Annotated in this window: 20 protein-coding genes; 12 read left to right on the plus strand and 8 right to left on the minus strand. The window is 60.0% G+C overall.

Features of this window, described 5'->3' with window-relative positions:
• Positions 1-484: 484 nt before the first annotated feature.
• The 4 genes from AWB64_RS14120 (at position 485) to AWB64_RS14135 (ending at position 3,977) form a co-directional block, all read left to right on the plus strand.
• Positions 485-1,273 (plus strand): FadR/GntR family transcriptional regulator, encoded by a 789-nt coding sequence (locus tag AWB64_RS14120; RefSeq protein WP_060856048.1) that lies wholly within the window; start codon positions 485-487, stop codon positions 1,271-1,273.
• Positions 1,270-2,328 (plus strand): aldose epimerase family protein, encoded by a 1,059-nt coding sequence (locus tag AWB64_RS14125; protein ID WP_060856049.1) that lies wholly within the window; start codon positions 1,270-1,272, stop codon positions 2,326-2,328. Before AWB64_RS14120 ends, AWB64_RS14125 begins: the two co-directional genes overlap by 4 nt.
• Before the next feature lie 252 nt (positions 2,329-2,580).
• Positions 2,581-3,054, plus strand: coding sequence for a CreA family protein (locus AWB64_RS14130; protein ID WP_060856050.1), 474 nt, complete (start codon positions 2,581-2,583; stop codon positions 3,052-3,054).
• 158 nt (positions 3,055-3,212) lie between these two features.
• Entirely contained in the window at positions 3,213-3,977 is a 765-nt protein-coding gene (locus tag AWB64_RS14135; protein WP_060856051.1) for a DUF4088 family protein, read from the plus strand.
• Between the two features lie 22 nt (positions 3,978-3,999).
• Here AWB64_RS14135 and AWB64_RS14140 read toward each other — a convergent pair whose 3' ends face one another.
• From AWB64_RS14140 to AWB64_RS14150, 3 genes are all read right to left on the minus strand, one after another.
• On the minus strand, positions 4,000-6,123 hold the full coding sequence (locus tag AWB64_RS14140; protein WP_060856154.1) for an ATP-dependent helicase: 2,124 nt from the start codon (positions 6,121-6,123) through the stop codon (positions 4,000-4,002).
• 169 nt (positions 6,124-6,292) lie between these two features.
• Positions 6,293-6,550 carry a hypothetical protein gene (locus AWB64_RS14145; RefSeq protein WP_374728624.1) on the minus strand — a complete coding sequence of 86 codons (258 nt, stop codon included), beginning with the start codon at positions 6,548-6,550 and terminating at the stop codon, positions 6,293-6,295.
• 65 nt (positions 6,551-6,615) lie between these two features.
• Positions 6,616-7,005 (minus strand): hypothetical protein, encoded by a 390-nt coding sequence (locus tag AWB64_RS14150; protein ID WP_060856053.1) that lies wholly within the window; start codon positions 7,003-7,005, stop codon positions 6,616-6,618.
• A 369-nt stretch (positions 7,006-7,374) separates the two neighbouring features.
• On the opposite strand from AWB64_RS14150, the gene AWB64_RS14155 reads away from it, so the two are divergent.
• The 5 genes from AWB64_RS14155 to fumC all read left to right on the plus strand — a co-directional run bounded on the left by AWB64_RS14155 (position 7,375) and on the right by fumC (position 14,298).
• The gene (locus AWB64_RS14155; RefSeq protein WP_060856054.1) at positions 7,375-7,596 is read left to right on the plus strand and encodes an RNA-binding S4 domain-containing protein; all 222 of its coding nucleotides are present in this window, start codon (positions 7,375-7,377) and stop codon (positions 7,594-7,596) included.
• Between the two features lie 490 nt (positions 7,597-8,086).
• On the plus strand, positions 8,087-9,145 hold the full coding sequence (locus tag AWB64_RS14160) for an NAD(P)-dependent alcohol dehydrogenase (RefSeq protein WP_060856055.1): 1,059 nt from the start codon (positions 8,087-8,089) through the stop codon (positions 9,143-9,145).
• A gap of 180 nt (positions 9,146-9,325) precedes the next feature.
• Positions 9,326-10,753, plus strand: coding sequence for an MATE family efflux transporter (locus AWB64_RS14165; protein ID WP_060856056.1), 1,428 nt, complete (start codon positions 9,326-9,328; stop codon positions 10,751-10,753).
• 352 nt (positions 10,754-11,105) lie between these two features.
• The gene (locus AWB64_RS14170) at positions 11,106-12,794 is read left to right on the plus strand and encodes a phospholipase D family protein (RefSeq protein WP_082850491.1); all 1,689 of its coding nucleotides are present in this window, start codon (positions 11,106-11,108) and stop codon (positions 12,792-12,794) included.
• 109 nt (positions 12,795-12,903) lie between these two features.
• The gene (fumC, locus tag AWB64_RS14175) at positions 12,904-14,298 is read left to right on the plus strand and encodes a class II fumarate hydratase (protein WP_060856057.1); all 1,395 of its coding nucleotides are present in this window, start codon (positions 12,904-12,906) and stop codon (positions 14,296-14,298) included.
• A 56-nt stretch (positions 14,299-14,354) separates the two neighbouring features.
• On the opposite strand, the gene AWB64_RS14180 is transcribed toward fumC, so the two are convergent.
• From AWB64_RS14180 to AWB64_RS31930, 3 genes are all read right to left on the minus strand, one after another.
• Positions 14,355-15,890, minus strand: coding sequence for a class I SAM-dependent methyltransferase (locus AWB64_RS14180; protein ID WP_060856058.1), 1,536 nt, complete (start codon positions 15,888-15,890; stop codon positions 14,355-14,357).
• A gap of 177 nt (positions 15,891-16,067) precedes the next feature.
• Positions 16,068-16,595: an acyl-CoA thioesterase gene (locus AWB64_RS14185; RefSeq protein ID WP_060856059.1), complete on the minus strand. Its 528-nt coding sequence runs from the start codon at positions 16,593-16,595 to the stop codon at positions 16,068-16,070.
• A gap of 113 nt (positions 16,596-16,708) precedes the next feature.
• Positions 16,709-16,852 carry a hypothetical protein gene (locus AWB64_RS31930; protein ID WP_167353920.1) on the minus strand — a complete coding sequence of 48 codons (144 nt, stop codon included), beginning with the start codon at positions 16,850-16,852 and terminating at the stop codon, positions 16,709-16,711.
• 163 nt (positions 16,853-17,015) lie between these two features.
• Here AWB64_RS31930 and AWB64_RS14190 point away from each other — a divergent pair, with 163 nt between their 5' ends.
• Positions 17,016-17,795 carry an ArsR/SmtB family transcription factor gene (locus AWB64_RS14190; RefSeq protein WP_060856060.1) on the plus strand — a complete coding sequence of 260 codons (780 nt, stop codon included), beginning with the start codon at positions 17,016-17,018 and terminating at the stop codon, positions 17,793-17,795.
• A gap of 241 nt (positions 17,796-18,036) precedes the next feature.
• Positions 18,037-20,001 (plus strand): alkyl/aryl-sulfatase, encoded by a 1,965-nt coding sequence (locus AWB64_RS14195; protein WP_060856061.1) that lies wholly within the window; start codon positions 18,037-18,039, stop codon positions 19,999-20,001.
• An 80-nt stretch (positions 20,002-20,081) separates the two neighbouring features.
• On the opposite strand, the gene AWB64_RS14200 is transcribed toward AWB64_RS14195, so the two are convergent.
• Complete coding sequence (locus AWB64_RS14200) at positions 20,082-20,915, minus strand: thymidylate synthase (RefSeq protein ID WP_060856062.1); 834 nt, start codon at positions 20,913-20,915, stop codon at positions 20,082-20,084.
• A 286-nt stretch (positions 20,916-21,201) separates the two neighbouring features.
• Positions 21,202-22,578, minus strand: coding sequence for a sigma-54 dependent transcriptional regulator (locus tag AWB64_RS14205; RefSeq protein WP_060856063.1), 1,377 nt, complete (start codon positions 22,576-22,578; stop codon positions 21,202-21,204).
• Between the two features lie 514 nt (positions 22,579-23,092).
• Between AWB64_RS14205 and AWB64_RS14210 the strand changes: the two genes are divergently transcribed.
• A complete protein-coding gene (locus tag AWB64_RS14210; protein ID WP_060856064.1) occupies positions 23,093-23,641 on the plus strand; it encodes a hypothetical protein in 549 nt (182 codons plus the stop codon).
• Positions 23,642-23,703: the final 62 nt, after the last annotated feature.

Raw genomic sequence — 23,703 nt, forward strand, 5'->3', positions numbered from 1 at the left:
GCGCATACCGCCCAACAGTTGAAACCCTCCCCCTCCGTCAACGAATACCCACACGCTTCGCCACCAGTGTGGGTAGACGTTAATACGGAAACCTGGTTTGTGCCCGCTCACGCACAAACGAAGAGGTTGGCCGTGCAAGTTCCAGAACTTTGTGGACTTGCCCGAGAACACAGGTGGCGAAGCGTGTGGATGTAGGGATTCGGAGGGGGAGGGTTTCAGGTGTTGGCGGTTATGGCGTCGAGGGTTCTTTTGAAGTCCCAAGCAGATCTGCGTGCACGCTTGGTCTCTTTAAGAATTAGCGGTTGGAAGGCGTTTTCTTTGCTTCGTTTCTTTTTCGCCGTTGGAAAAAGAAATGAAGTCCCGCCACGGACAGTGGCTAACAGTGCTAAAAAAATCAGCTAAAGCAGACCGCGCGCAGGCGCAAATAGCAGCAACCCTGCATCAACCCCGACCGCCCCGAACAACTGCCCAAACGAAACTCCAAGTGCGAACGCCCCTCCCTTTCCAACCTGTCCAGTCCTACACCCGCGTGCGAATCGCCGATGTAGTGGCCGACCAGGTCCGCGCCCTGATCACAAGCGGCGCGCTGCTTCCGGGTCAGCGCCTGCCCGCCGAACGCGACCTTGCGGAACAACTCAACGTCTCGCGGCCATCGTTGCGAGAAGCGTTGATCCGGCTGGAATCGGATGGTTTCATCCGCGCCGTTGCCCGCGGCGGTTTCGAAGTCTCGGACGTCACCGCGCCCCTCGTGTCCGCCCCGCTCGCCGCGCTGCTGAGCCAACACCCACGAGCCAGCGCCGACGTGCTCGAACTGCGCCACGGACTTGAATCGCTCGCCACAGCCTACGCGGCCGAACGCGCCACCGATACCGATCTTGCTCGCATCGCCGCAGCATTCCAGGCGCTGAAAACGGCGGCCATCGAGCCAAAGCGCACGCGCATTGCCGAGCACGACGCCGCGTTCCATCTGGCAATCGCCGACGCCACCCACAACCTCGCGCTCGCCCACGTCATGCACGGGCTGCACGAACTGGTGCGTGAATCCATGCTGACCTCGCATCGGCTGGTCGATTACGACGATCAGGTCGAAGCGGATCTGCTCGCGCAACATCAGGCCATTTTCGACGCCATCATCGCCCGCGATTCGCAACGCGCCCGCGACGCTGCGGGCGCGCATCTGGACTATGTGCGCACGCTGTATCGTGACAGGCCGCTCAAGCCCGAAGCGCCTCGCCAATCCGCAAAAAACCATAACCCGGAGACCACGCAATGAACATATCGAGCGCCCATTGGGGCGACCTTCCGGACGGCACGTCCGTCGAGCTCCACACACTCAGCCACGACAACGGCTTGCGGGTCTCGGTCACGAATCTGGGCGCGGCGCTCGTCTCGTGGTTCGCGCCGGATCGTGACGGCCGTCTCGCCGATATCCTCCTCGGCCACGACACACCCGCCGCCTACACCCAAGGTCCGGCCCACATGGGCGCAACCGTTGGACGCTGGGCGAACCGCATTGCAGGCGCGCGCTTTTCACTCGACGGGCACGAGTACCCGCTCGAAGCAAACCAGCCGCCGAACTCGCTGCACGGCGGATCGACGGGCTTTAGCTACAGGCTCTGGCAAGCGAAGCACACGGACGAATCGCTCGTGCTCAGGCTGGAATCGCCCGATGGCGATAACGGTTTTCCCGGTGCGCTCACGGTCCAGGTCACGTACACGTTCAGCGCGGCGGGCGAGTTGACGATCGCCTACGACGCCTTCACCGACGCGCCCACGCCGCTCAACCTCACGAATCACGCGTATTTCAACTTGTCGGGCGTACCGTCGAGCATTGCGGATCACGAAATCGAAATCGCAGCGGACCAGTTTTTCGCCATCGATGAAAACACGATTCCGACCACGCTCGAAGAGCTCGCCGATACCCCGTTCGATTTCCGCAAGCCGGCTGCTGTCGGAGCGCGAATCGATACGCAGGATAACGAGCAGGTGAGGCTGGCGAATGGCGGGATCGATCATTGTTATGTGCTGCGTTCAATCGGCGCGGTGACCGAGTTGCCCGAATTGCAGCGCGCAGCAAGCGTCTACCATCCGGCAAGCGGGCGCGAACTGACTGTATCGACAACTGAACGCGGACTCGTCTTTTACACGAGCAATCATCTGGAAGGCGAACCGGGCAAGCAAGGCGTGATCTACAGGAAGCATGGCGCGTTGTGCCTGGAAGCCGGCGGATTTCCCAACCAGATCAACATGGACAGCGCTGAAGACGTCATCCTGCGTCCGAACGAGCGCTACAGACAGGTCACGCAATACACCACGAGCGTCCGATAGGAGCCCGCCTACAACCATATAGGACAGGCGCGGCTATCAGCGCAGCGGCCTCTCACGGATACTGAATCCATCAAATCAGATATCTAACGGAGGAAGACATGCCTTATCTACTTGGTTGGCTGCTCGGTGTTCCGGTGATCGTGCTGGTGATCCTGTATCTGATCTTCCACTGAGCACGCATTTCAATCGGATGGAGCGAGGGCGTCGTTACAATACGACGCCTTTTTTGTTTTTCCACCCCGAAGGATTCCGATGAAACGCGCTCTCCCCCTACTTGCGTCGCTCGCGGCGCTCTTCGTCATGCCTGGTTTGCATGCCGAGGAAATCGCCAGCGTGAACACGAACTTCCGGTTCACCGGTTCGGACCGCGTCACGGTCGAGGCGTACGACGACCCGGGCGTTGCCGGCGTCACCTGCTATGTCTCGCGTGCGCGAACGGGTGGCGTCAAGGGGACGCTGGGCATTGCCGAAGATCCATCCGAAGCGTCAATAGCCTGCCGTCAGGTCGGCCCGATCAAAATCGACGCGCCGCTCAAGCAGAAAGCCGATGTGTTCTCGGAGCGCATGTCGTTTATCTTCAAGACCTTGCACGTGGTGCGTGTCGTCGATGCCAAGCGCAATACCCTGGTCTATCTGACGTATAGCGACCGGATTGCCACCGGCAGCGCGAAGAACAGCGTGACCGCCGTGCCCATGCCGGCCGGCACGACCATCCCGGTCAAGTAGCGTGACGCCGGCGATTGGACGGTTTCCTCCAGCGCCCTAAAGTTTCCCGCCTCGCCGCCGATATAAAGACGAATGGCCATCGCTCTAATGGCGACGCCAACTGTCTTTCCGCGCCCGTTCAACAGTCGATGCGCGGGACGCGCGAACCGGGACACACCATGGGTCAGATCACCCTTTCATTCAAAGACGAAACGCTCGCCGCGCTGCGCCGCGATTTCGATACGTTCATCCGCCTGTCGCTCAAGTTCGATCCGCAATTCGTCACGCCGTCGTTCGAAGACTTCTTGCGCGCAAAACTGCTCGACAACCCCACGCCGCTCACCGAGCAAGCAGTCCAGCGGATGTTGCAGAACGGCCAGTACGCATGGGCCAAGCGTGCGCTCGACAAGGAGTTTCCGGACGTAGTGGACATGATGATGCGTCAGGCCGCGGAACACGGTTTCGGCTTCGCGGTGCGCTCGGACTGGTCGGCCGACGATCTGCTGAAGGCCGCGCGCACGTGGGCGACCTTGATCGTGACGGAGGCAAAAGGCGATCCGGCGCAAATCGATTCGCTCGCCGGGCAGATCAAGTCGGCGGCAACGGATATCCAGGATCTCGAGCAGAAGATGCAGACGCCCGCGTGGCGTCTTGCCGATTCATTGCGTCAGCGCGTGTATGAAACGAGGATTGCAACCGAGCACAGCGTGGGTTCGACGGCGCGCGAAAAGCTTGGAGAATTACGCTGTTTGTTGAGGCTTGGGATGTTTCATGGTTCGATATCCAAGCAGGAAGCGCAGCAAGTATTGGAGCAATTGCGATCGCTCAAGCCGGAGATCTTCGTTGAAGAGCCGTATGACGGCTTTACACGCTTTGGCAACTGGCTTCGCGCCATCTTCACGCCGGAACGCAAGGCGCCGAAGCCATCGCGGGCAGAGCACTAAGCCGCGCGGTGCCGGCTTCCTTCTATTCCCACATCTTCTTCAGCCGCGCGGCAATGTCCAGCTTCGCCTTCGCCGCTGCCGCCAATCCCGCGGCGGTCGGCGCAGCAGGCTCCGGCACGTGCGGCCACGCGCGCGCTTCGAATTGCGGCATCAGATGCGCGGGAATGAAACGCGTACGCGCCGCCCACACGTGACGGTCGCCCATGGCGGTCTGGTTGTGCACGTAGAACCGCTGCGGCGTAACAATGTGCAGATCCTCTTTTGCCCGCGTCATGGCGACGTATAACAGCCGCCGTTCTTCATCGATCTCCTCGTCGCTGCCCGTGCCCATGTCCGACGGAATGCAGCCGTCCACGCCGTTGAGCACAAACACGTTCTTCCATTCCTGACCCTTCGCGGAATGGATGGTGGAGAGAATCAGATAGTCTTCATCGATAAGCGGCACACCCGATTCGTCGCTCGTGGCATCGGGCGGATCGAGTGTGAGTTCCGTGAGGAAACGCTCGCGCGTGGGATACGTCGATGCAATGCTTTCCATCTGCAGCACGTCGCCATGGCGGATTGCCGCGTCTTCGTGATTGCGTTCCAGATGCGGTTCGTACCAGCGCCGGATCATCTCGAATTCTGCCGGCCAGCCGCTTTCCCGCGCGCAGACCTTCGCCATCAACCCGGCGAAGACCGGCCAGTCCTCACTCGCGCGTGGTGGCGGCGCGAATGCCGCCAACGCGGCTGACGTATCGCCGCGCTCCGCCACCTGATCCAGTACGCGTCCAGCGATGGCCGGTCCGATACCCGGCAGCAACTGCACCACGCGAAATCCCGCAACGCGGTCCCGCGGGTTCTCGGCCCAGCGCAATACGGCCAACATATCTTTTACATGGACGGAATCGAGGAACTTCAACCCGCCGAACTTCACGAACGGAATGTTGCGCCGCGTGAGCTCGATTTCGAGCGCCGCGCTGTGATGGGCGGCACGGAACAGCACGGCTTGCTGCTTGAGCGTCATGCCGCCTTCCCGCGCTTCGAGCACCTGCTCGACCACATAGCGCGCCTGATCGGCTTCGTCGGCGACGGAAACAAGGCGCGGCCGTTGCGCCGACGCCTTGTCCGTCCAGAGGTTTTTTGTGTATCGCTCGGTGGCGAGCCCGATCACCGCATTCGATGCCGCCAGGATCGGCTGCGTGGAGCGGTAGTTACGCTCGAGCGTCACGCATTTGGCGGGCGGATCGAAGTGATTCGGAAAATCGAGGATGTTGCGCACCGTCGCGCCGCGAAACGAGTAGATGGACTGCGCATCGTCGCCGACAACGGTCAGGCCGCGGCCATCGGGTTTCATTGAAAGCAGGATGGACGCCTGGAGCTTGTTGGTGTCCTGGTATTCATCGACAAGCACATAGTCGAAACGGCTCGACAAATCAGCCGCCACCGATGGCTCCGCCGCCAGATGCGACCAGTAGAGCAGCAGGTCGTCATAGTCGAGCACGCTTTGCTGCTGCTTCGCGTGGACGTAGGCGGCGAAGAGACGCCGCAGGTCGTCTTCCCATTCGCGGCACCACGGAAACGCCTGGTCGAGCACGGTCGCCAGCGGCGCACCCGTATTGACCACGCGCGAGTAGATGGCAAAGCACGTGGACTTGGCCGGAAAGCGCTTTTCCTTCGCCGATAAACCCAGTTCGTGCCGCACGAGGTTCATCAGATCGGCGGAATCCTCACGGTCGTTGATGGTGAATGACGGCGACAGTCCGACCAGATCCGCGTAGTCGCGCAACAAACGCGCGCCCACGCTGTGAAACGTGCCCGACCAAGTGAGCCCCTGTGCCAACCCGCTGCGATTTCCAAGCGCATGTGTGGCAATGCGCGTCACCCGGCGCGTCATTTCGCTGGCCGCGCGCCGCGAAAAAGTCAGCAGCAGGATTCGGCGCGGATCGGCGCCCTTTACCAGCAAGTGCGCCACACGATGCGCAAGCGTGTTCGTCTTGCCCGATCCCGCACCCGCGATCACGAGCAACGCGCCAGCCGGATTCTTGACATCGGTTCCGTATTCCACGGCTTCGCGCTGGGCCTCGTTGAGCTTGGCGAGATAAAGCGCCGTATCCGGAACGGCGGATTCTACTTTCGGCGATGGTTCGACAGCAGGGACGGGAATGGGCGAAAGCACGGCGCGTCATCACAAAAACGGGTGACGCACACTGTATATCCATACAACCTGCTCACGCAAGCGCTTGATTGTGGAACGCTTTTGGCCCTTAAAAACAATGGCCCGCCGAGCTTGCGCTCGACGGGCCATGCCAATGCCTAAAACATCCGGGCAAAGATCAATCCGCTTTCTTTGCGCTCTTCAGCTTCGCATCAGCCGCGGCTTCGTTCGCCTCGGATTGCGATTCGGTCTTCTTCTTGTCGGCCTTGGCTTGCGCGACATTCGCATCCTTGTCGGCGTCAGCCTGCTTCTTTGCTGCCTTCTTTTCGGCGTGCGTGGGCTCGGTGGTGGTTTGCGCTATCGATGCGGTCGCAGCGGTCGCAAACGCGCCAGCAAGCAAGGTAGCCAATAAACGATGTGTGGTCCGCGTCATCATGTTCTCCTTCTATTTTTTATAAACGCGGCGCAATGAATCTGGCCGCGTTCATCGATACATTGCGCTTAGTGCTGCAGGTTCGTGTCCTGCGGGCCATTCGGTTCGGCGGACTTGAGTTCGTCATTGGCCGTTTGCTTGTCGGCTTTCTTGTTGATCTTGGCGTTGCGCACTTGCTCCTTGTATTGCTCCTTGGCTTCCTTGCTGGTCGCCTTCATTTCCTGCTTGGACGCCTTCTTCGATGCCTTGTACTCGGCATTGGCCTGAGCGTTCGCATTGCGCTTCTGAACGAGTGGATCCGTAGGCGCCGGAGCCGTGAGATTTTGCGGCGCGGGCGTCACCTGGGCGGGTGTCTGGCCACCAGCATCGGCGGCGGACGGCTGTGCGGTCTGCGCGAACGCGGAACCTGCAAGAGCGACAAAAGCAGTACCGAGCAGCATCTTCTTGACTTGCGACATATTCAATTCCTCTCTGACGATTGTTGTTACCGGGACAGTGGCAACGCAGGCGGCGTAAATCGTGTCCTGAGACCGCCCTGGATACCTTTCTGGTAGTCGCATTGCAACCGCCCGTTCTGTTCACAACTGACTACGTAATACGATTGACCCTATGCCAGCCGCCGGGTTCGATGAAATCCGTCACTGTTACCGAAGGTTTCATTTGCTGACATATTGTCAAGCAGGCAACGGCCGGATTTACCGGGACAGTGCTGCAGTCGCACATGGCGTGCCCGGTTCTGAAATGCTGAATGGAATTACGGTCTTCCGCTGGTTTATGATGTGCGCCCCGCCCGGTCTCAACCCGGGTCTCACCTGCGAAGAACTTCCATGCCACGCCTAGAATTCACGCTCACGGGCGATTACGTCGAACTGCACAATCTGCTCAAGATCATGGGTCTCGCCGACAGCGGCGGCTCCGCGAAGATGCGCGTAGCCGCTGGCGAGGTGAAGGTCGACGGCAAGATCGAGTTGCGCAAAACGCGCAAGATCCGCGCGGGCCAAACGGTTTTTATCGATGACACCACGATCAAAATTCGCAAGCCGGCATGATCGCGGCGCCCGGTGCAGCCCGCGCATGACGGCGGCAAAGTTTTACATGGGCATGGGTTGGAAGGCGGGGTTGGAGGCGCGATAATCAGCACTGCGCAACGGCTCGTTCAAGCAGCATCCAGGCGTGACCCGGCCGCCGTTCAAGCACGTTTTCCCATGTCGATTTAGAATTAATCAAGGCCGCATCATTGAATGCATGCGGCTGATTTCGTTATATCCGCGCAACACCAGCGCAGTACCCGAAGATCGGCTGGCCGCGCGCTCCATTCCGGCAATCATTCCTTCTGTTGCAACGCGTGGCGTCCGCTCAAGGACCGGCACAGCCCCTGCCCCGCATCATCCCGACGAATTTCGGTCGCAGGACATGCAAAGGTTCACAGGCTCGCGGCTTTCGAACGGGCCGCTGACTGAACCGTTTGAATCGTTAAATATTTGTGTCCGGGCCAAGCATTTCGCCCGACGCTTTTCTGCCCTCTCTGGAGCACATTCCATGTACAAGACCCACGCTTACGCCGCACGTTCCGCCACCACGCCGCTCAGCCCTTTCGAGTTCGAACGCCGCGAGCTCACCGCGCACGACGTGCGTATCGACATCCTGTTCTGCGGCGTGTGCCACTCGGATCTGCACACGGCGCGCAGCGAATGGGCCGGCACGGTGTACCCAAACGTTCCAGGCCATGAGATTGTGGGCCGCGTCGTCGAAGTCGGATCGGAAGTCTCGAAGTTCAAGGTCGGGCAACTGGCGGGCGTCGGCTGCATGGTCGATTCTTGCCGCACCTGTCCGAGTTGCCAGGAAGGCCTCGAACAATATTGCGAAGGTCCGGGCGGGTTCGTCGGCACGTATAACGCACCCGACAAACACACGGGCGGCGTGACGTACGGCGGGTATTCCACCCAGATCGTCGTCGACGAAGCCTTCACGCTGCATATCCCCGAGAACCTCGAACTCGCCGCTGTCGCGCCGCTCCTGTGCGCCGGCATCACGACGTATTCACCGCTGCGCCACTGGAACATCCAGCCGGGGCAGAAGGTCGGCATCGTGGGATTGGGCGGCCTTGGACACATGGGCGTGAAAATCGCGGCCGCGCTTGGCGCGCATGTGGTGCTGTTCACCACGTCGCAGAGCAAGGTGGAAGATGCAAAGCGCCTGGGCGCGCATGACGTGGTGATCTCGAAGGACGCGGATCAGATGGCCAAGCACGCCAACAGCTTCGACTACATCCTGAACACCGTCGCCGCATCCCACGATCTCGACGCGTTTGTCACGCTGCTCAAGCGCGATGGCGCAATGACGCTCGTCGGCGTGCCGGAACATCCGCATCCGTCGCCGTCCATCGGCAACCTGATTTTCAAGCGGCGCTCGCTCGCGGGTTCGCTGATTGGCGGTATCGAGGAAACGCAGGAAATGCTCGATTTCTGCGGCAAGCACGGAATTACGTCGGATATTGAAATGATCCGCATGGACGAAATCAATACCGCGTATGACCGGATGCTCAAGAGCGACGTGAAATACCGCTTCGTGATCGACATGAGCTCGATCAAGCAATAAGCTACAAGGCTTTCGTTCTCTTTCGCCGGCTTCGGGTTCAGCGCAATGCGCGCCTGAGCACCAAAGTACGGCCGGAACGAGCGGGCGATGCAGGGCCAAAAACGGCCCGCGCATCGCCCGTTACCGTTTTTGCGCCGTTTTCTTGCTACATGCGCCGGTGCGAGCTTCTGATTTCCTGTCATGCCAACCAGAATAAATCGCGGCGACGCGCCGCCAAGCCTCTCCCGTCATGCCGCCGATACCGCCAGGCTCGCCGCGCCGCTCGCCATCTCGCAACTTTCGCAAATGGCGATGGGCGTAACCGACACCATCCTGCTTGGATCGCTCGGACCCGATTCGCTCGCCGCCGGTGGGCTGGGCGCGAACCTGTTTTTTGTCGTGGTCGTGCTGCTGCAGGGCGTGCTGACATCGGTGAGCGTGTCCGTTTCGCACGCGCGCGGCGCGAACAACGATCACCTTGTGCCGAACATCTACTGGACGGGCTTCGTGCTGTCGCTGCTGCTCGCCATTCCGGCGTTCCTGCTGATGAGCTTCGCGGAGCCGATCCTGCTCGCGTTCCACGAGCCCGTGATGCTGGCGAAAAACGTCGGCGAGTATTGCGCGGTGCTGCGCTGGGGCGCGCCGGGCAGCCTGATCGGGATCGGCATGATGCGCGCGTTCCTGCCGGCTATCGGGGCGGCGAAGCGGCTGTTGTGGGTATCGATTGGCGGCGTGTTCGTGAACGGGTTTCTCAACTATGGCCTGATCCATGGCGCGTACGGCTTGCCGGAGATCGGCTTTCTCGGCTCGGCGGTCGCGACCACCATCACCGTCTGGGGAACCGCGCTGACGCTGGTCGCCTTCCTGCATCTGCGTGCGCGATACAAGCATTTTGTCGCCGCGTCGCGCCCGCGCCTGCCGTTGATGGGCGAACTGTTCGGCATCGGCTGGCCGGTCGCGATCACCTACGGCGTTGAATCGATGCTGTTTCTTGCCACCGGCATGACCGTGGGCACGCTCGGCGAAGCACCGCTCGCGGCGCACCAGATCGCGCTGAACGTGGCGTCGGTGGCCTTCATGGTGCCGCTGGCTATCGGGCAGGCGGCGAACGTGCGCGTGGGGTACTGGATCGGCGCGGGCGTGCCGGTGGCCGCGCGTCATGCGGGCTTCGTCGCGCTGGCGCTCGGCGTGGCGTTCATGGCGCTGTCGGGCTGCGTGCTGGTGCTGGCGCCGCACGCGATCGTGGGGCTGTATCTGCATCTCGATGACCCGAAGAATGCCCAGACGGTCGCGCTGGCGGCGTCGCTGCTCGGCGTGGCGGCGGTGTTCCAGATTGTCGATGGCATGCAGACGGTAGCCTCCGGCGTGCTGCGCGGGCTGAAAGATACGCGCGTGCCCATGCTCGCCGCCGCGTTTGGCTACTGGGGCATCGGTTTCCCTACGGGCTACCTGCTGGCGTTTCATTTCGGCGGCGGGACAAAAGGCCTGTGGTGGGGACTCGCGGCGGGACTCGCGAGCGTGGCCGCGCTGATGACCTTCCGCTTCGACCGGATGAGCCGGCGGCTTATCGCCGGCGGCACGTTGCCGGCCACTGGAGAAACCGGGGAAACGTCGCGCCATACGGCATGAGCCCCATGAGGCCGAATAAGTTAAGCAGGCATTGTTGGTTGGAATCGGAGCAATCCGCGGATACGATCAAACCGTCTCCTTGAGACTCATCCAGTAACAGGGGTATTAGGCCCGCTTCGTTGAAGCGGGCTTTTTTTCGCCCGAGCGATCAGCAACGCCTTCCACGTCGTTTTTTCTCCAATCGAACCGTTCCGCGTGTCCGTACCCGATTTCCCATAAAATGTGCTCGCGTGATCCTCGGGCGTTCAAACGAGATCCTGCCGTGAGAACGACAAGGAAGGCGCGTCCAAAGCGCCATCGGATCATAAAAATCGCTCGGGAAAGAAGAGAAATGGACGTGTCGGACAGCAGCATGCAGTCATTGAATATCCCCGCCCTGAAAGGCCAACAACCCGATACGGCCGGTTCCAAAGCGACCGGTTCAAGCGCTGTGTCCCGCGGTATCCGGCTCGCCGCAGTCGCCCTGACCGCGCTCGTGCTCACGGCCTGCGCCACGCGCCCGCCAGCCACCGCATTCGATCATCCGGTCACGCACGCGCTCTCAGCCACCGCCGAGACACCCCTGCGCGCCGCGCTCGCGCCCAAGGAGGCCGCGCATCCTGGCGAATCCGGCGTCCTCCTGCTGCCGACCGGCACCGAGGCGCTGCAGGCGCGCATCGCGCTGGCGCGCGCCGCGACGAAAACGCTCGACATGCAGTACTACATCGCGGAAGAAGACAACACGGGCAAGCTGCTGCTCGGCGCGGCGCTTTACGCGGCGGATCGCGGCGTAAAAGTGCGCATGCTGGTCGATGACCTGAATTTCAAGGACATCGACCAGATCATGGCGGCGCTGAATTCGCACGACAACATCGATATCCGCGTTTTCAATCCGTTCGGCAGCGCCACCCGAAGTTTTGGCGAGCGCACCCGCAACCTGCTGACGAACGTCGATCACTTCACGCGCCGCATGCACAACAAGGCGATGATCTCCGACAACCAGATCGCGATCATCGGCGGCCGCAATCTGGGCGACGAATATTTCAGCGCGAGTCCGACCATCCAGTTTCGCGATCTCGACGCGTTCGTTGCAGGGCCGGTGACGCACGAGATATCGGCGAGCTTTGACGACTATTGGAACAGCTCGATTGCGTATCCGCTGCGCGCGCTGAACAAGCAGAAATTCGATCCCGCCGATCTCGATAAAACCCGCGCCGACCTGCGCCAGCACTGGAAGGACCAGGCCGATCCGCTGAACGCAAAGCCGCTCAACGCCACGCCGCTTTCCCAGCAGATTACGCAGGAAAGCCTTGGCCTCACGTGGGCGCGCACGGAATTCAAGGCCGATTCGCCGATCAAGATCGAGCATCCCGATCCGGACTACAAGAGCCCGCCGCTGGACCGCCTCATCGAACTCTCGAACGAGGCGCGGAGCGGCGTCCTGATCGTCTCGCCCTATTTCGTGCCGCATGACGAGGGCGTGAAAGCCCTCGCCGCAATCACCGGAAAAGGCGTGAAGGTCGAAATCCTGACCAATTCGCTGGCTGCAACGGACGCCGTCGCCGTCCAGGCAGGTTATGCGCCGTATCGCGTGCCGATGCTCAAGGCCGGCGTCGATCTGTACGAGTTGAAGCCCGTGATTGCCGAAGGCGCCGGGCAGCCGCGCGCGGGCCTGTTCGGATCGCAATCGCGCGCGAGCCTTCATGCCAAGGCATACGTGATCGATCGCAGTATCCTTGTAATCGGTTCCATGAACCTCGATCCGCGCTCGGCGTCCCTCAACACGGAACTCGTGCTGATCGTGTACAACAAACAGATTGCCGGCGCGGCCGCCGAATTGTTCGATCGCGGCATTGCGCCGGCAACGGCGTATCGTGTGGAGCTCGCATCCCCCGCAGTACTGGCAGGCTTGAGGAACACCGGCTCGCCAATGTCACCGCTTATCTGGACCACCGAAGAAAATGGCCAGGTGCGCACGTATAACTTCGATCCGCAAGCCGGGCTGTACCGGAATCTGCTGACGGGTTTGTTCATGTTGCTGCCCGTCGATTCGCAACTTTGAGCGTGTGGATTTCCGATTGTGCAGGCCCTTTCGCAATGAGGGTTCGTGCTGACGCCAGGCGCTCAGCCCGGGACCCGATTCAAAACCGAACCTGAAGGAGCAAGCAGTCATGACGGACAACGCAAGACTCGAGAAAGACACTTTCGGCGAGATCGCCGTGCCGAACGACAAGCTTTGGGGCGCGCAGACGCAGCGCTCGTTGCAAAACTTCAAGATATCGAGCGAAAAGCAATCGCCCGAACTGATCGATGCGCTTGCCATCGTCAAGCGTGCTTCGGCAGAAGTGAACGCCGAACTGAAAGTGCTCGCCGCCGACAAGGCGCAGGCAATCATCGCGGCCGCCGACGAAATTCTCGCGGGCAAGCATTCCGATGAATTTCCGCTTGCCGTGTGGCAAACGGGCTCCGGCACGCAGACGAACATGAATCTCAACGAGGTGATCGCGAATCGTGCGAGCGAACTGATGGGCGGTGAGCGCGGCGAAGCCCGCAAGGTGCATCCGAACGACGACGTGAATCGCGGGCAATCATCGAACGATGTGTTTCCGACCGCCATGCACATTGCCGCGGCCGTGGCGATCGTCAAGCATCTGGTGCCGTCGCTCAAGACGCTGCGCGCCACGCTCGATAAAAAATCGAAGGACTTCGATTCGATCGTGAAGATTGGCCGCACGCATTTGCAGGACGCAACGCCGCTCACGTTAGGACAGGAATTCTCCGGCTATGTCGCGCAACTCGATCAAGGCATCCGGCATGTCGAATCCACCTTGCCGCATCTGTATCAACTGGCGCTTGGCGGCACTGCGGTCGGCACGGGCTTGAACGCGCATCCCGAATTCGCGGTGAAGGTCGCGAACGCGATCGGCAAGCTTACGGGCCTGCCGTTCGAAACCGCGCCGAACAAGTTCGAAGTGATGGCCGCCGCCGACGCGCTCGTGTTCGCGCACGGCGCGCTCAAGACCATTGCTGCCGGTTTGATGAAGATCGCCAACGACATCCGCTGGCTTTCGAGCGGACCGCGTTGCGGGCTGGGCGAGTTGTCGATTCCGGAAAACGAACCGGGCAGCTCGATCATGCCGGGTAAGGTGAATCCAACGCAATCCGAAGCAGTCACCATGCTGTGCTGCCAGGTGTTTGGCAATGACGTCGCGGTGAATTTCGGCGGCGCGAGCGGCAATTTCGAATTGAACGTGTTTCGCCCGATGATCGCCCACAACGTGCTGCAATCGGTGCGTCTTCTCGCCGACGGCGCGCAAAGCTTCAATGATAACTGCGCGGTTGGCATCGAGCCGAACAAGCCGCGTATAGAAAGTTTGCTGAATGAATCGCTGATGCTCGTGACGGCGTTGAACCCGCATATTGGCTACGACAAGGCCGCGAAGATCGCGAAGCAGGCACATAAGGAAGGAACGACGCTGAAAGCGTCGGCGCTCAAGCTTGGCTATGTGACGGAAGCCGAGTTCGACGAGTGGGTGAAGCCAGAAGATATGGTCGGAAAGAAGTAAAAGTGAAATGGCAGCGGTTGATCGTACTTAACCGCTGCCATCTTCGTGCAATGAATCTATCGTGCTGCCATGAAACCCAGTTCCACCGCATGCGCAAGAAGCTTCTTGCCGGAATCCTCGAAAATATGACCGAGACGTTTATCAATGTCTTTGTCGGCCACCTCAACGTCGCCAATGCGCAGTTTCAGGCCCGTCGCAACCATTGAGCGCTTCAGGCGTGCGACCAGTTCCTTGGTATCCTTGGCGAGCGCTTTTTGCGGATCGGTCTTTTCATTGAGTGTTGCGAATATCAACTGATCAAGCGTGCTGATACCCGCTCCGCCGCCTTGCCGGACCGAAGCCAACGCGCCCCACACTTCCCCGCGCTCGACTCGCGATAGCAAAACAGCGTTGAGCCGATCCGCCGCAACGCGCGGTTGTTCCGCGCCGTAACGCACGGCCGTCTCGCCAACGGCAATCGAGAGGCGCAGCAGACCCAGAATCGCGTCAAGCGAAAGCCCTGCGAACTCGGGCGAGTCAAAGACTTGGGCGAGCGTCGTTTCCGAGCGGCGCAGCAAATCGAACAATGGCTTGTGGTGACTGTCGGCGCGAGTGATCGTGGCGTGTTCCAGGCTCGCCTCGGGCTTATAGGCCGCAGACGAGTTACCCCACAGATAAACGTGTTGCGCCTGCTCGCGCAGGCGGGCATCGGAAAGCGGCGCCTTGCCTCGCACGAAGATATCCGAGCGGAATGCCCGGTTCACGAAGTAATCGCGCACTTCTTCGGCTTCCAAAGGATCGGTGAGCGTTTCCAGCATTTCGCGCTGGCTGTCCGTCAGCCACGCAACCGGAGTCATATGGGAAAAACGCGCGCTACCCGCAAAACTCAGCTTCGCCTCGGTCATTTCCCGAGCGATATCGGTAAAGTGAAACGGCGTCCATTTCTCATGCAAATACTCATGAATGAGATAGTTTTTGTCCTGGTTATCGAAATTTTCCGCGCGGCCCCGCGAGTCAGGGTTGCGCAAGAAGTGCAATGCTTCCAGGCCCTTCACCTTCGTCACCAGTTCGTTGGCCTTTGACCAGCCGCCGGTTTTTCCCGCTCCGAGCGTCAGCAGCCGTTGCAGCGGCATGATCTGCGCGCAACCGACCATTGCGTTATAGCTCACCTGAACCACGCCGCCCGGTTTCAGGTAACGCGTGAGGAACTGCATGATCTGGGCGCGAGTCTGGTCCGATACCCACGAGATGATGCCGTGCAAGGTGATGTAGTCGAACAAAGGCAGGTCGACCTTGCCTTCTGCAAGCTCGCCGAAACCGTTTTCCAGCAAGGTGAGGTTCGGCAGGCGTGCTTCGTCGCGTATGGATGACGCGTTCAACACGTGCAACGGGTTGAAATCGCAGGCGTAGAACTCGCCGGTGGGATGGGTTGCAGCCAGGATCAGCGAAGTCAGTCCCTGGCCAAAGCCAAGTTCGCAATATGTGAATTTTTCGAGCGATGGCGGCTGTACGCGCTGCATCACGAGACACGCGTTCAGGAAGCTGGGACTCTGTTCCTGATAGTAGCCGGTCGTGTATGCAACCGAGCTGTTGTAGCCGGCAGTCCAGGTCATGGTGTTTCCTCATTCATGTTGGGTGTTGCGCTCTAGCCCGATAGGCGGCTATTACACGGTGCGCCGAACTATGCCAATAACGCACACGTTCATGAATGAGAAAGGTCTTATTTGCTTCTTTTGGCTATCAAATTAATTAGCCGGATAGATGGCGATACCCACGCGCTTCAGCGCTGTTCAAACCTTGCCGGCGGCGACCTCTTCCGGCTTCAGTTCGACGATGGCATCGAGTGCGTCCTTGACGTCCATCGCGTATTTGGCCAGCCGTTTCTGCTCGTCGGTTAGCGGCACGAAGGACGGGACCGGGACCGGCTTGCCCTGTTCATCGACGGCGACGAATACCATCAGGCAATCCGTTGTCTGCTGCAAGACGCCGCTCTTCGGATCTCCTGCATGCACCGATATATGCAAATGCATGCTCGTACGTCCGGTCGCGACAACCCGCGCCCGCAATTCCACGAGATTGCCAACCAGGATTGGCCGGCGAAAGCGGATATTGCCCACGCTCACAGTGACGCAATAACGTCCGGACCACACTGCGGCGCACGCGTAGGCCGTCTCGTCCATCCATTTCATCAGCGCGCCGCCGTGGACCTTCCCGCCGAAATTGACGGACGTCGGCTCGGCGAGGAAACGAAACGTGGTTTCGGACCGGTCGGTGATGGGCGCATCGGTTGAATAAGAAAGCGGCGCGGCAATGTTCATGGGGATGTAAGGCGCGCCCAGCGGAGCTGCCAGTCAAGTGGAATTGCCAAATTATACGAGTCTCAAAATGATGGCACGTCCGCGGCAATATCGTGTGGATGCGTCGTCAACGCTTATTTGCGCACCGAAATTCCTTCGTCGATCACACCGTACATGGTGATTCCGCTCGACCCGCCCGCCGACGACGATCCGCCCGACGTCCCCGCACACCCGGCACACACCGCTGCAAGCAGCGCCACAACCACAAGTTTCAGCATGAAAAATCCCCTGCATGACCGCATTCCAGCACGAAATACCCATTCTAGCGCGGCGCTTCGACGGCGCTCGGCGTTGCTGCAGGCTCTGCATTCATATTTCATCTGCCGATGAAACATCGCGTGCGCCATGCGTTTAAAGTAGTGTCAATCGAAGGAGGTTTTCATGACTCTCAATCACGACGATGCACGCCCGTTTCCCGGCTTATCGCGCATTGGTGCGCTGCTCGCGGACCCGGGACGCGCCGCCATGCTCTGGGCGCTGATGGATGGCACCGCGCGCCCCGCCGGTGAACTGACCATGATTGCCGGCATATCGCCATCGGCGGCGAGCGGGCATTTCGCGCGGCTCATCGAAAGCGGTCTGCTCGCGCTCGAGGTCAGCGGACGGCATCGTTACTATCGAATCGCCACGCCCGACATTGCGATGGCAATCGAAGCCCTCGCCAATCTTGCGCAGGCGAGCGCGCCGTTGCGCGAACCGGCACTGCCTCCCGCCCAGACGCCACGACGCGCGTCGGCCGTGCCGCTCGACATGCGCTATGCGCGAACCTGTTATGACCATCTCGCCGGCGAGCTGGCTGTTCGATTGTTCGACCGGATGCTGACATCGAACTGGCTGGAGGTCGTGCCGGGAGGATCGTTGGCGAGCACATCCGGGTCCACGCGGGCCGGACCCGCCACGCTCGATGCAACGGCGAAAGGAATCGACGCATTCTCGCAACTCGGCATCGATCTGAAGGCGCAAAAAGCGCGGCGGCGACGCTTCGCTTGCACATGCATCGACTGGAGCGAGCGCCGGCCGCATCTCGGCGGCGCGCTGGGCGCGGCATTTCTCGACGCTTGTACTCAACATGGCTGGCTGGAAACAACGTCCCGAAGGCGCATTCTGCGCGTCACGCCATCTGGCGAGCGGCATTTCGCGGCTGTCCTTGGCAACGCGTAAAGCTATTGGACGACTCATGCGCTGAATTTCAGGCGCATTCCATGACGGTTGCGCACCGACCAAATATGACAATCAAAAATTCGGTTCGCCTGTAAAGTTTTTGACTCGCCTGTGATGTGAAGGTACGCGGCGTTCAGCTTATCGAATAGGGAATGGGAGACACGAAACCAGTCGAAGGCGTGCCTTGCGTCGGATCAGGCGTGGACCCGAAACAGGCATCGCACTTCAATGGAGAATAACAATGATCGTATCGCCGCATCGACTCACGCTCACCGCGCTCGCAGCGCTCAGCGTGCTTGCCGCACCGTTCGCGCTTGCACAGCAGGCCGCGTTTGCGCCTGCCAAGGACGCCACGGCCATCACCCGGCAAGACAACCTCGCGACCTACCAGCAACTTCCTTTCGCCGATAAAAGCGACTTCGAAGACGCGCAGCGCGGCTTCATGGGCACGCTTGCATCCGGCACGTTCCAGACCGACGCCGGCGGCACGAGCTGGGACCTGAACAAGTACGCGTTCCTGAAAGGCGACGCGCCCGACACGGTCAATCCGAGCTTGTGGCGCATCGCACAACTGAACATGTTCACCGGCCTGTTCAAGGTAACGGACCGCGTGTATCAGGTGCGCGGGCTCGATCTCGCGAACATGACGATCATCGAAGGCGACACGGGCCTCATCCTGATCGACGTGCTGACAACACGGGAAGCCGCGCGCGCCGCGCTGGACCTGTATTTCCAGCATCGGCCGAAGAAGCCGGTGGTGGCCGTGATCTACACGCACAGCCACGCGGATCATTACGGCGGCGTAAAGGGCGTGATCGACGAAGCCGATGCAAAGAGCGGCAAGGTCAAGGTCGTCGCTCCGGCAGGCTTCCTGCAGGAAGCCGTGGCGGAGAACATCTACGCAGGAAATGCAATGGGCCGGCGCTCCCTGTATCAATACGGCGCCATGCTGCCGGCGAGCGCGCGCGGGCAGATCGACGCCGGGCTCGGCAAGACCACCTCACGCGGCAACCTCGGCTTGATCGCGCCGAACGACACCGTGGAAAAAACCGGCGATACCCGCGTGATCGATGGCATTCAGTTCGAGTTCCAGATGGCGCCCGGCACCGAAGCACCGTCCGAAATGCTGATCTACATGCCGCAGTTCAAGCTGCTGGATACCGCTGAGGACACCACGCACACCATGCACAACCTGTACACGCTGCGCGGCGCGCAGGTACGTGACACGGTGCAATGGTGGAAAACCATCAACGAAGCCATTCTGCGCTACGGCGACCGCACGGACGTGGTGATCGCGCAGCATCACTGGCCGACATGGGGTCAGCAAAAGGTCGTGAACTACATGGCCGACCAGCGCGACATGCTCAAGTATCTGCATGACCAGACGCTGCGTCTCGCGAACGCCGGCTACACCATGACGGAGATCGGGGATCAGGTTCAGTTGCCCGACAGCATTGGCAAGAAGTGGTACAACCGCGGCTATTACGGCTCCGTGAATCACAACGCGAAGGGCATCTACCAGCGTTACCTCGGCTGGTATGACTCGAATCCGGCGAACCTGCATCCGTTGCCGCCAGAAGACGAGTCGAAGCATTTCGTGGAATTCATGGGCGGCGCCGACGCCGTGATCGCGAAGGCCACTCAATCATTCGATAAAGGCGATTACCGCTGGGTCGCGACCGTAATGAACAAGGTCGTTTTCGCGGATCCGTCCAACAAGGCAGCCCGGGATCTTGAAGCCGATGCGCTCGAACAACTCGGTTACCAGACCGAGAACCCGACGTGGCGCAATGAGTACCTGATGGGCGCGTTCGAGTTGCGCAACGGCGTGCCGAAGGGCAAGGGCATCAACATGGCGTCGCCCGACTCCATCGCGGCAATGAGCCCTGACATGCTGCTCGACTACATGGGGATCCGGCTCAACGGTCCGAAAGCTGATGGCAAGCACGCGGTCATCAACTGGAATCTCGGCGATGGCAGGAAATACGGCATCGAGCTGCGCAATTCCACTTTGATCTATACCGAAGGTGTCACGCTGGCCAACCCGGACGCGACGCTCAACATGAGCAAGAACGAGTTCGCCAGGCTCCTGATGAGTGGCACGCAGGCCGCCAGCGACAAAGTCAGCGGAAACATTCAAAAGGTAAGCGAGTTGTTTGGTCTTCTCGATACCTTTGATTCGATGTTCAACATCGTCACGCCTTGACGTTTTGATGATTGCGCTTTCCGGTCGCCGGAAAGCGCATTGAAACCACAGCTTTTAGTTTGGCGCTTTAAATCGCCGCTTTAAATGGCGATAGGCGCCTTGATACCCGGGTGATATTGATACCCTTCGATTTCGAAATCCTCGTATTTATAATCGAAGATCGACTCGGGTTTTCTCGCCAGTTTGAGCTTGGGCAGCGGATACGGCTCGCGGCTCAATTGCAGGTCTACCTGTTCCAGATGGTTCAGGTAGATATGGCAATCGCCGCCAGTCCACACCAGTTCGCCAACATCCAGATCGCATTGCTGGGCAAGCATATGTGTGAGCAACGCGTAGCTCGCAATGTTGAACGGCGTGCCCAGAAACACATCCTGACTGCGGCAATACAGCAGGCAACTCAGCTTGCCGTCGTTCACGTAGAACTGGGCGAGGCAATGACATGGCGCGAGCGCCATCCGGCCGGCGCGGGCGTTATCGAGGGGAGACATGGATTCGTCGGGGAAATCCGCCACGTTCAACGCTGTGAGCATCAGCCGCCGTGAATTCGGGCGCGTCTTGATCTGGTGGACGAGCCCGCTGACCTGATCGACCAAAGTGCCGTCGCTCTTTGGCCAGAAGCGCCATTGATGACCGTATACCGGACCCAGGTTTCCGTTCTCGTCCGCCCATTCGTCCCAGATCGTCACGCCGTGGTCGTTCAGATACTTGATGTTGGTGTCGCCGTTCAGGAACCACAGCAGTTCATAGACCACGCTCTTCATGTGAATGCGCTTGGTCGTCACGATCGGAAAACCCGCCGCCAGGTCGAACCGCAATTGCCGGCCAAACGTGCTGATCGTCCCCGTGCCGGTCCTGTCCATCTTCCGGGCGCCGCGCTCGAGAATGTCTTTGAGCAGTTCTTGATACTGGATCATGGAAAGGTAGTTCGCTAAAAAGTGGCCCGTGGCCTGTCTGCCTGTTCTGGCTGAAGATTTCGCGGCGCGTGGAGGGCTGCGCACGCTCGCCATGCCGTGGAGCATGACAAGAATCCAGCCGCCGATAAAACCAAACCACGATTTTACCAAGGCCCGAAGGCAGAGGTGCAGAGGCGTTTTGCGGGGGTTAAATATGTGCGATCCGCGGTGGTTCGGGCGAACCCGCGGGTTTTGGCGAACTTAGATGAAATCAGCCGGCCGGCGGCCGTCACGCGCGGCTAGATATTCAGCCGCGCGTGACATGTTCCGTGGGTGCATCGACTTCGATATGGCGCATGCCATGCGCGCTGAGCAACCTGTAGAGCGTGACGCGCGAAATGCCAAGTTCCTGCGCGGCGTCGCCAAGACGGCCCCGATGGCGCAGCAACGCGAGCTCAATCGCCTGCCGCTCCGCCGCCTCGCGCGCTTGTGCAAGCGACACCGGCGCAACTTCCACGTACTCGCCCAGTTCGAGGTCGCGCGCGCTGATCTGCCGCCCTTCGGACATCACAATGGCACGACGCACGCGGTTGATCAGCTCACGCACGTTGCCGGGCCAGCCGTAGTTGTGAATTGCAGCGATAGCATCGGGCGCGAAACCGCGAAGACGCCGGCTCGCGTCCTTCTTGAAGCGGTCCAGCATGTGTTTCGCCAGCAATTCGATGTCCTTGCCGCGCGCCCGCAGCGGCGGTTCATCGATTTGCAGCACGCATAAACGGTGATACAGGTCGGCGCGAAACCGCCCTTCGATCATGGCCGTCTGCATGTCCACGTGCGTGGCCGAGATGATGCGTACATCGACGGGCGTGGAGCCGTGTCCGCCCAGCCGCTCGACCTTGCGCTCCTGCAGGAAACGCAGCAGGCTCGCCTGGCTTTCGAGCGGCAAGTCGCCGATTTCATCGAGGAACAGCGTGCCGCCATTGGCCGCTTCCACACGCCCGATCTTGCGCTGGTTCGCGCCAGTAAAGGCACCGCGCTCGTAACCGAACAGTTCCGATTGCAGGAGATGCGCGGGGATGGCGCCACAATTGATCGCAACAAACGGCTGTTCGCGCCGGGCGGAACGTTCGTGGATGGCAACCGCGGTCAGTTCCTTGCCCGTGCCGGATTCGCCGGAGATGAAGACCGGAGCGTCGGTCATGGCGACCTTGCGGATGGAGCGGAACAGGCTGAGCATGGCGTCGCAGGAGCCGACCATTTCGCCTTCCGCGCGACCGTCGCGTGAATCGTTCGATGCGTTTTCGTGCAAGGCCACCATGCCATAAGCATGGCCAACCGCATCCACCACACGGTCATTCGATGTTGGCAACGTCACGTAGTCGAAGCAGTAGTCGCGAATCAGCCTGCGAACGGCCGCGTCCTCGAGCTGGCCTGTCACGGTTGCCGCGACCCAGCCAACATTGGTGAGCGTCAGCGACGCTTCCAGCGCCGCCAGTTCATGCGCTTCAAAGTTGCTGGATAAATCCAGCAAACCACCAGTTGCAAGATCGTTGCGAAGCCACCGGCGTGCATCCTTGGCGTTGGAAACCACCTCGATGTGCCAGCCCCTTTCCTCGAACCGGGCGCACAAGGGCGCACTAGGGTCACGAGTCACATAGATTAATTGCCGCCGAGCGACTTCCATTGTTCTGATCCTTTCGTCAACGGTCGTTGAAAAGGTCGCGCCGGTAAATGCCCTCGATCACGTTGCAGACGTCGAAGACTCGCGTACTTCTAGCGAACGGTCATTCGGAAAACTGCAAACGGTGAAACCCCGGAAGCGACGAGTGCTGTCGCGCGGTTCATAAACGAACCTGTTTTGTTTCTACTGCTGTTTTTGAGAGACTACTATAAAGCGAATACTTCGAAAACAAATATCCGCAACAATGTCTGCCATCTCGTTGCTGAAGCAATGCCGTATGCGATTCAATACGGTGATCTGTTTTAATAAGCGGTTTGCAAATACATTAAATAAGACAATATCATTTACACGCTTCCTGGTAAAAATGCGCGTCAATCGCGTTTCGTTTCAACGGTGAAACATTTTCAGCGGTTTTTTTATTGCGTTGTCAGAGAATTTTCGTCCAGCTCAATTAGGTTGGGCGAATGCGGTGGATGGCATATGTCTCGCTAATAAAAGCGAATCACGGAGATTCGCCATGGAAATTGCCAGCACCGCCGTCAGATACGGAAAAAACGCCATTCCGCAACGGTTTGCCGCGGCGGCGACGGCGTGGATTGTACTGGGAAGTTCAAGCGGCAACGTTTGCGCGCAGAATAGTATGAATCATTCCCCGACGATTACCCCCTTGTTTGAATCTGGGTTTATGCTGCGATTGTCCGGATTTGAAACATTAGCGGTACGGACTAATCCGCCAGCCATCTCTGTGGAACAACTTATAGAGAAACCCGGTGAAAGCGGCGGTGCATCGGTTGAGAACATTATTCAAGTTTTCGCAACGGCGCAAGCCGGTTCGGCACCTGTTCGTTTTGACCAGCCTGCGTCGTTTATGGAACAGGATGACGACGCGCTTGCGAAGGTCTCGGTGACAGACGAATGGACGCCCGTGCTCACGCAAACACCAAACAGCGTCACGCTCTGGGATGAGATCGCGCCGCCATTGCCATCGCCGGTTCCCAATGACAACACAGCGGTGCATTCCACGCCCGGCGAGGTCGCAAACACAGAGGCGCACACTACGCAATAGGCGGCCAGGACTCAATTTTCGGCGCGTTTGACGAGCGCGCCGGAGCAGGAGCGTCGGGTAGA

The sequence above is a fragment of the Caballeronia sordidicola genome (genome assembly GCF_001544455.2).
Classification (GTDB): Bacteria; Pseudomonadota; Gammaproteobacteria; order Burkholderiales; family Burkholderiaceae; genus Caballeronia; species Caballeronia sordidicola.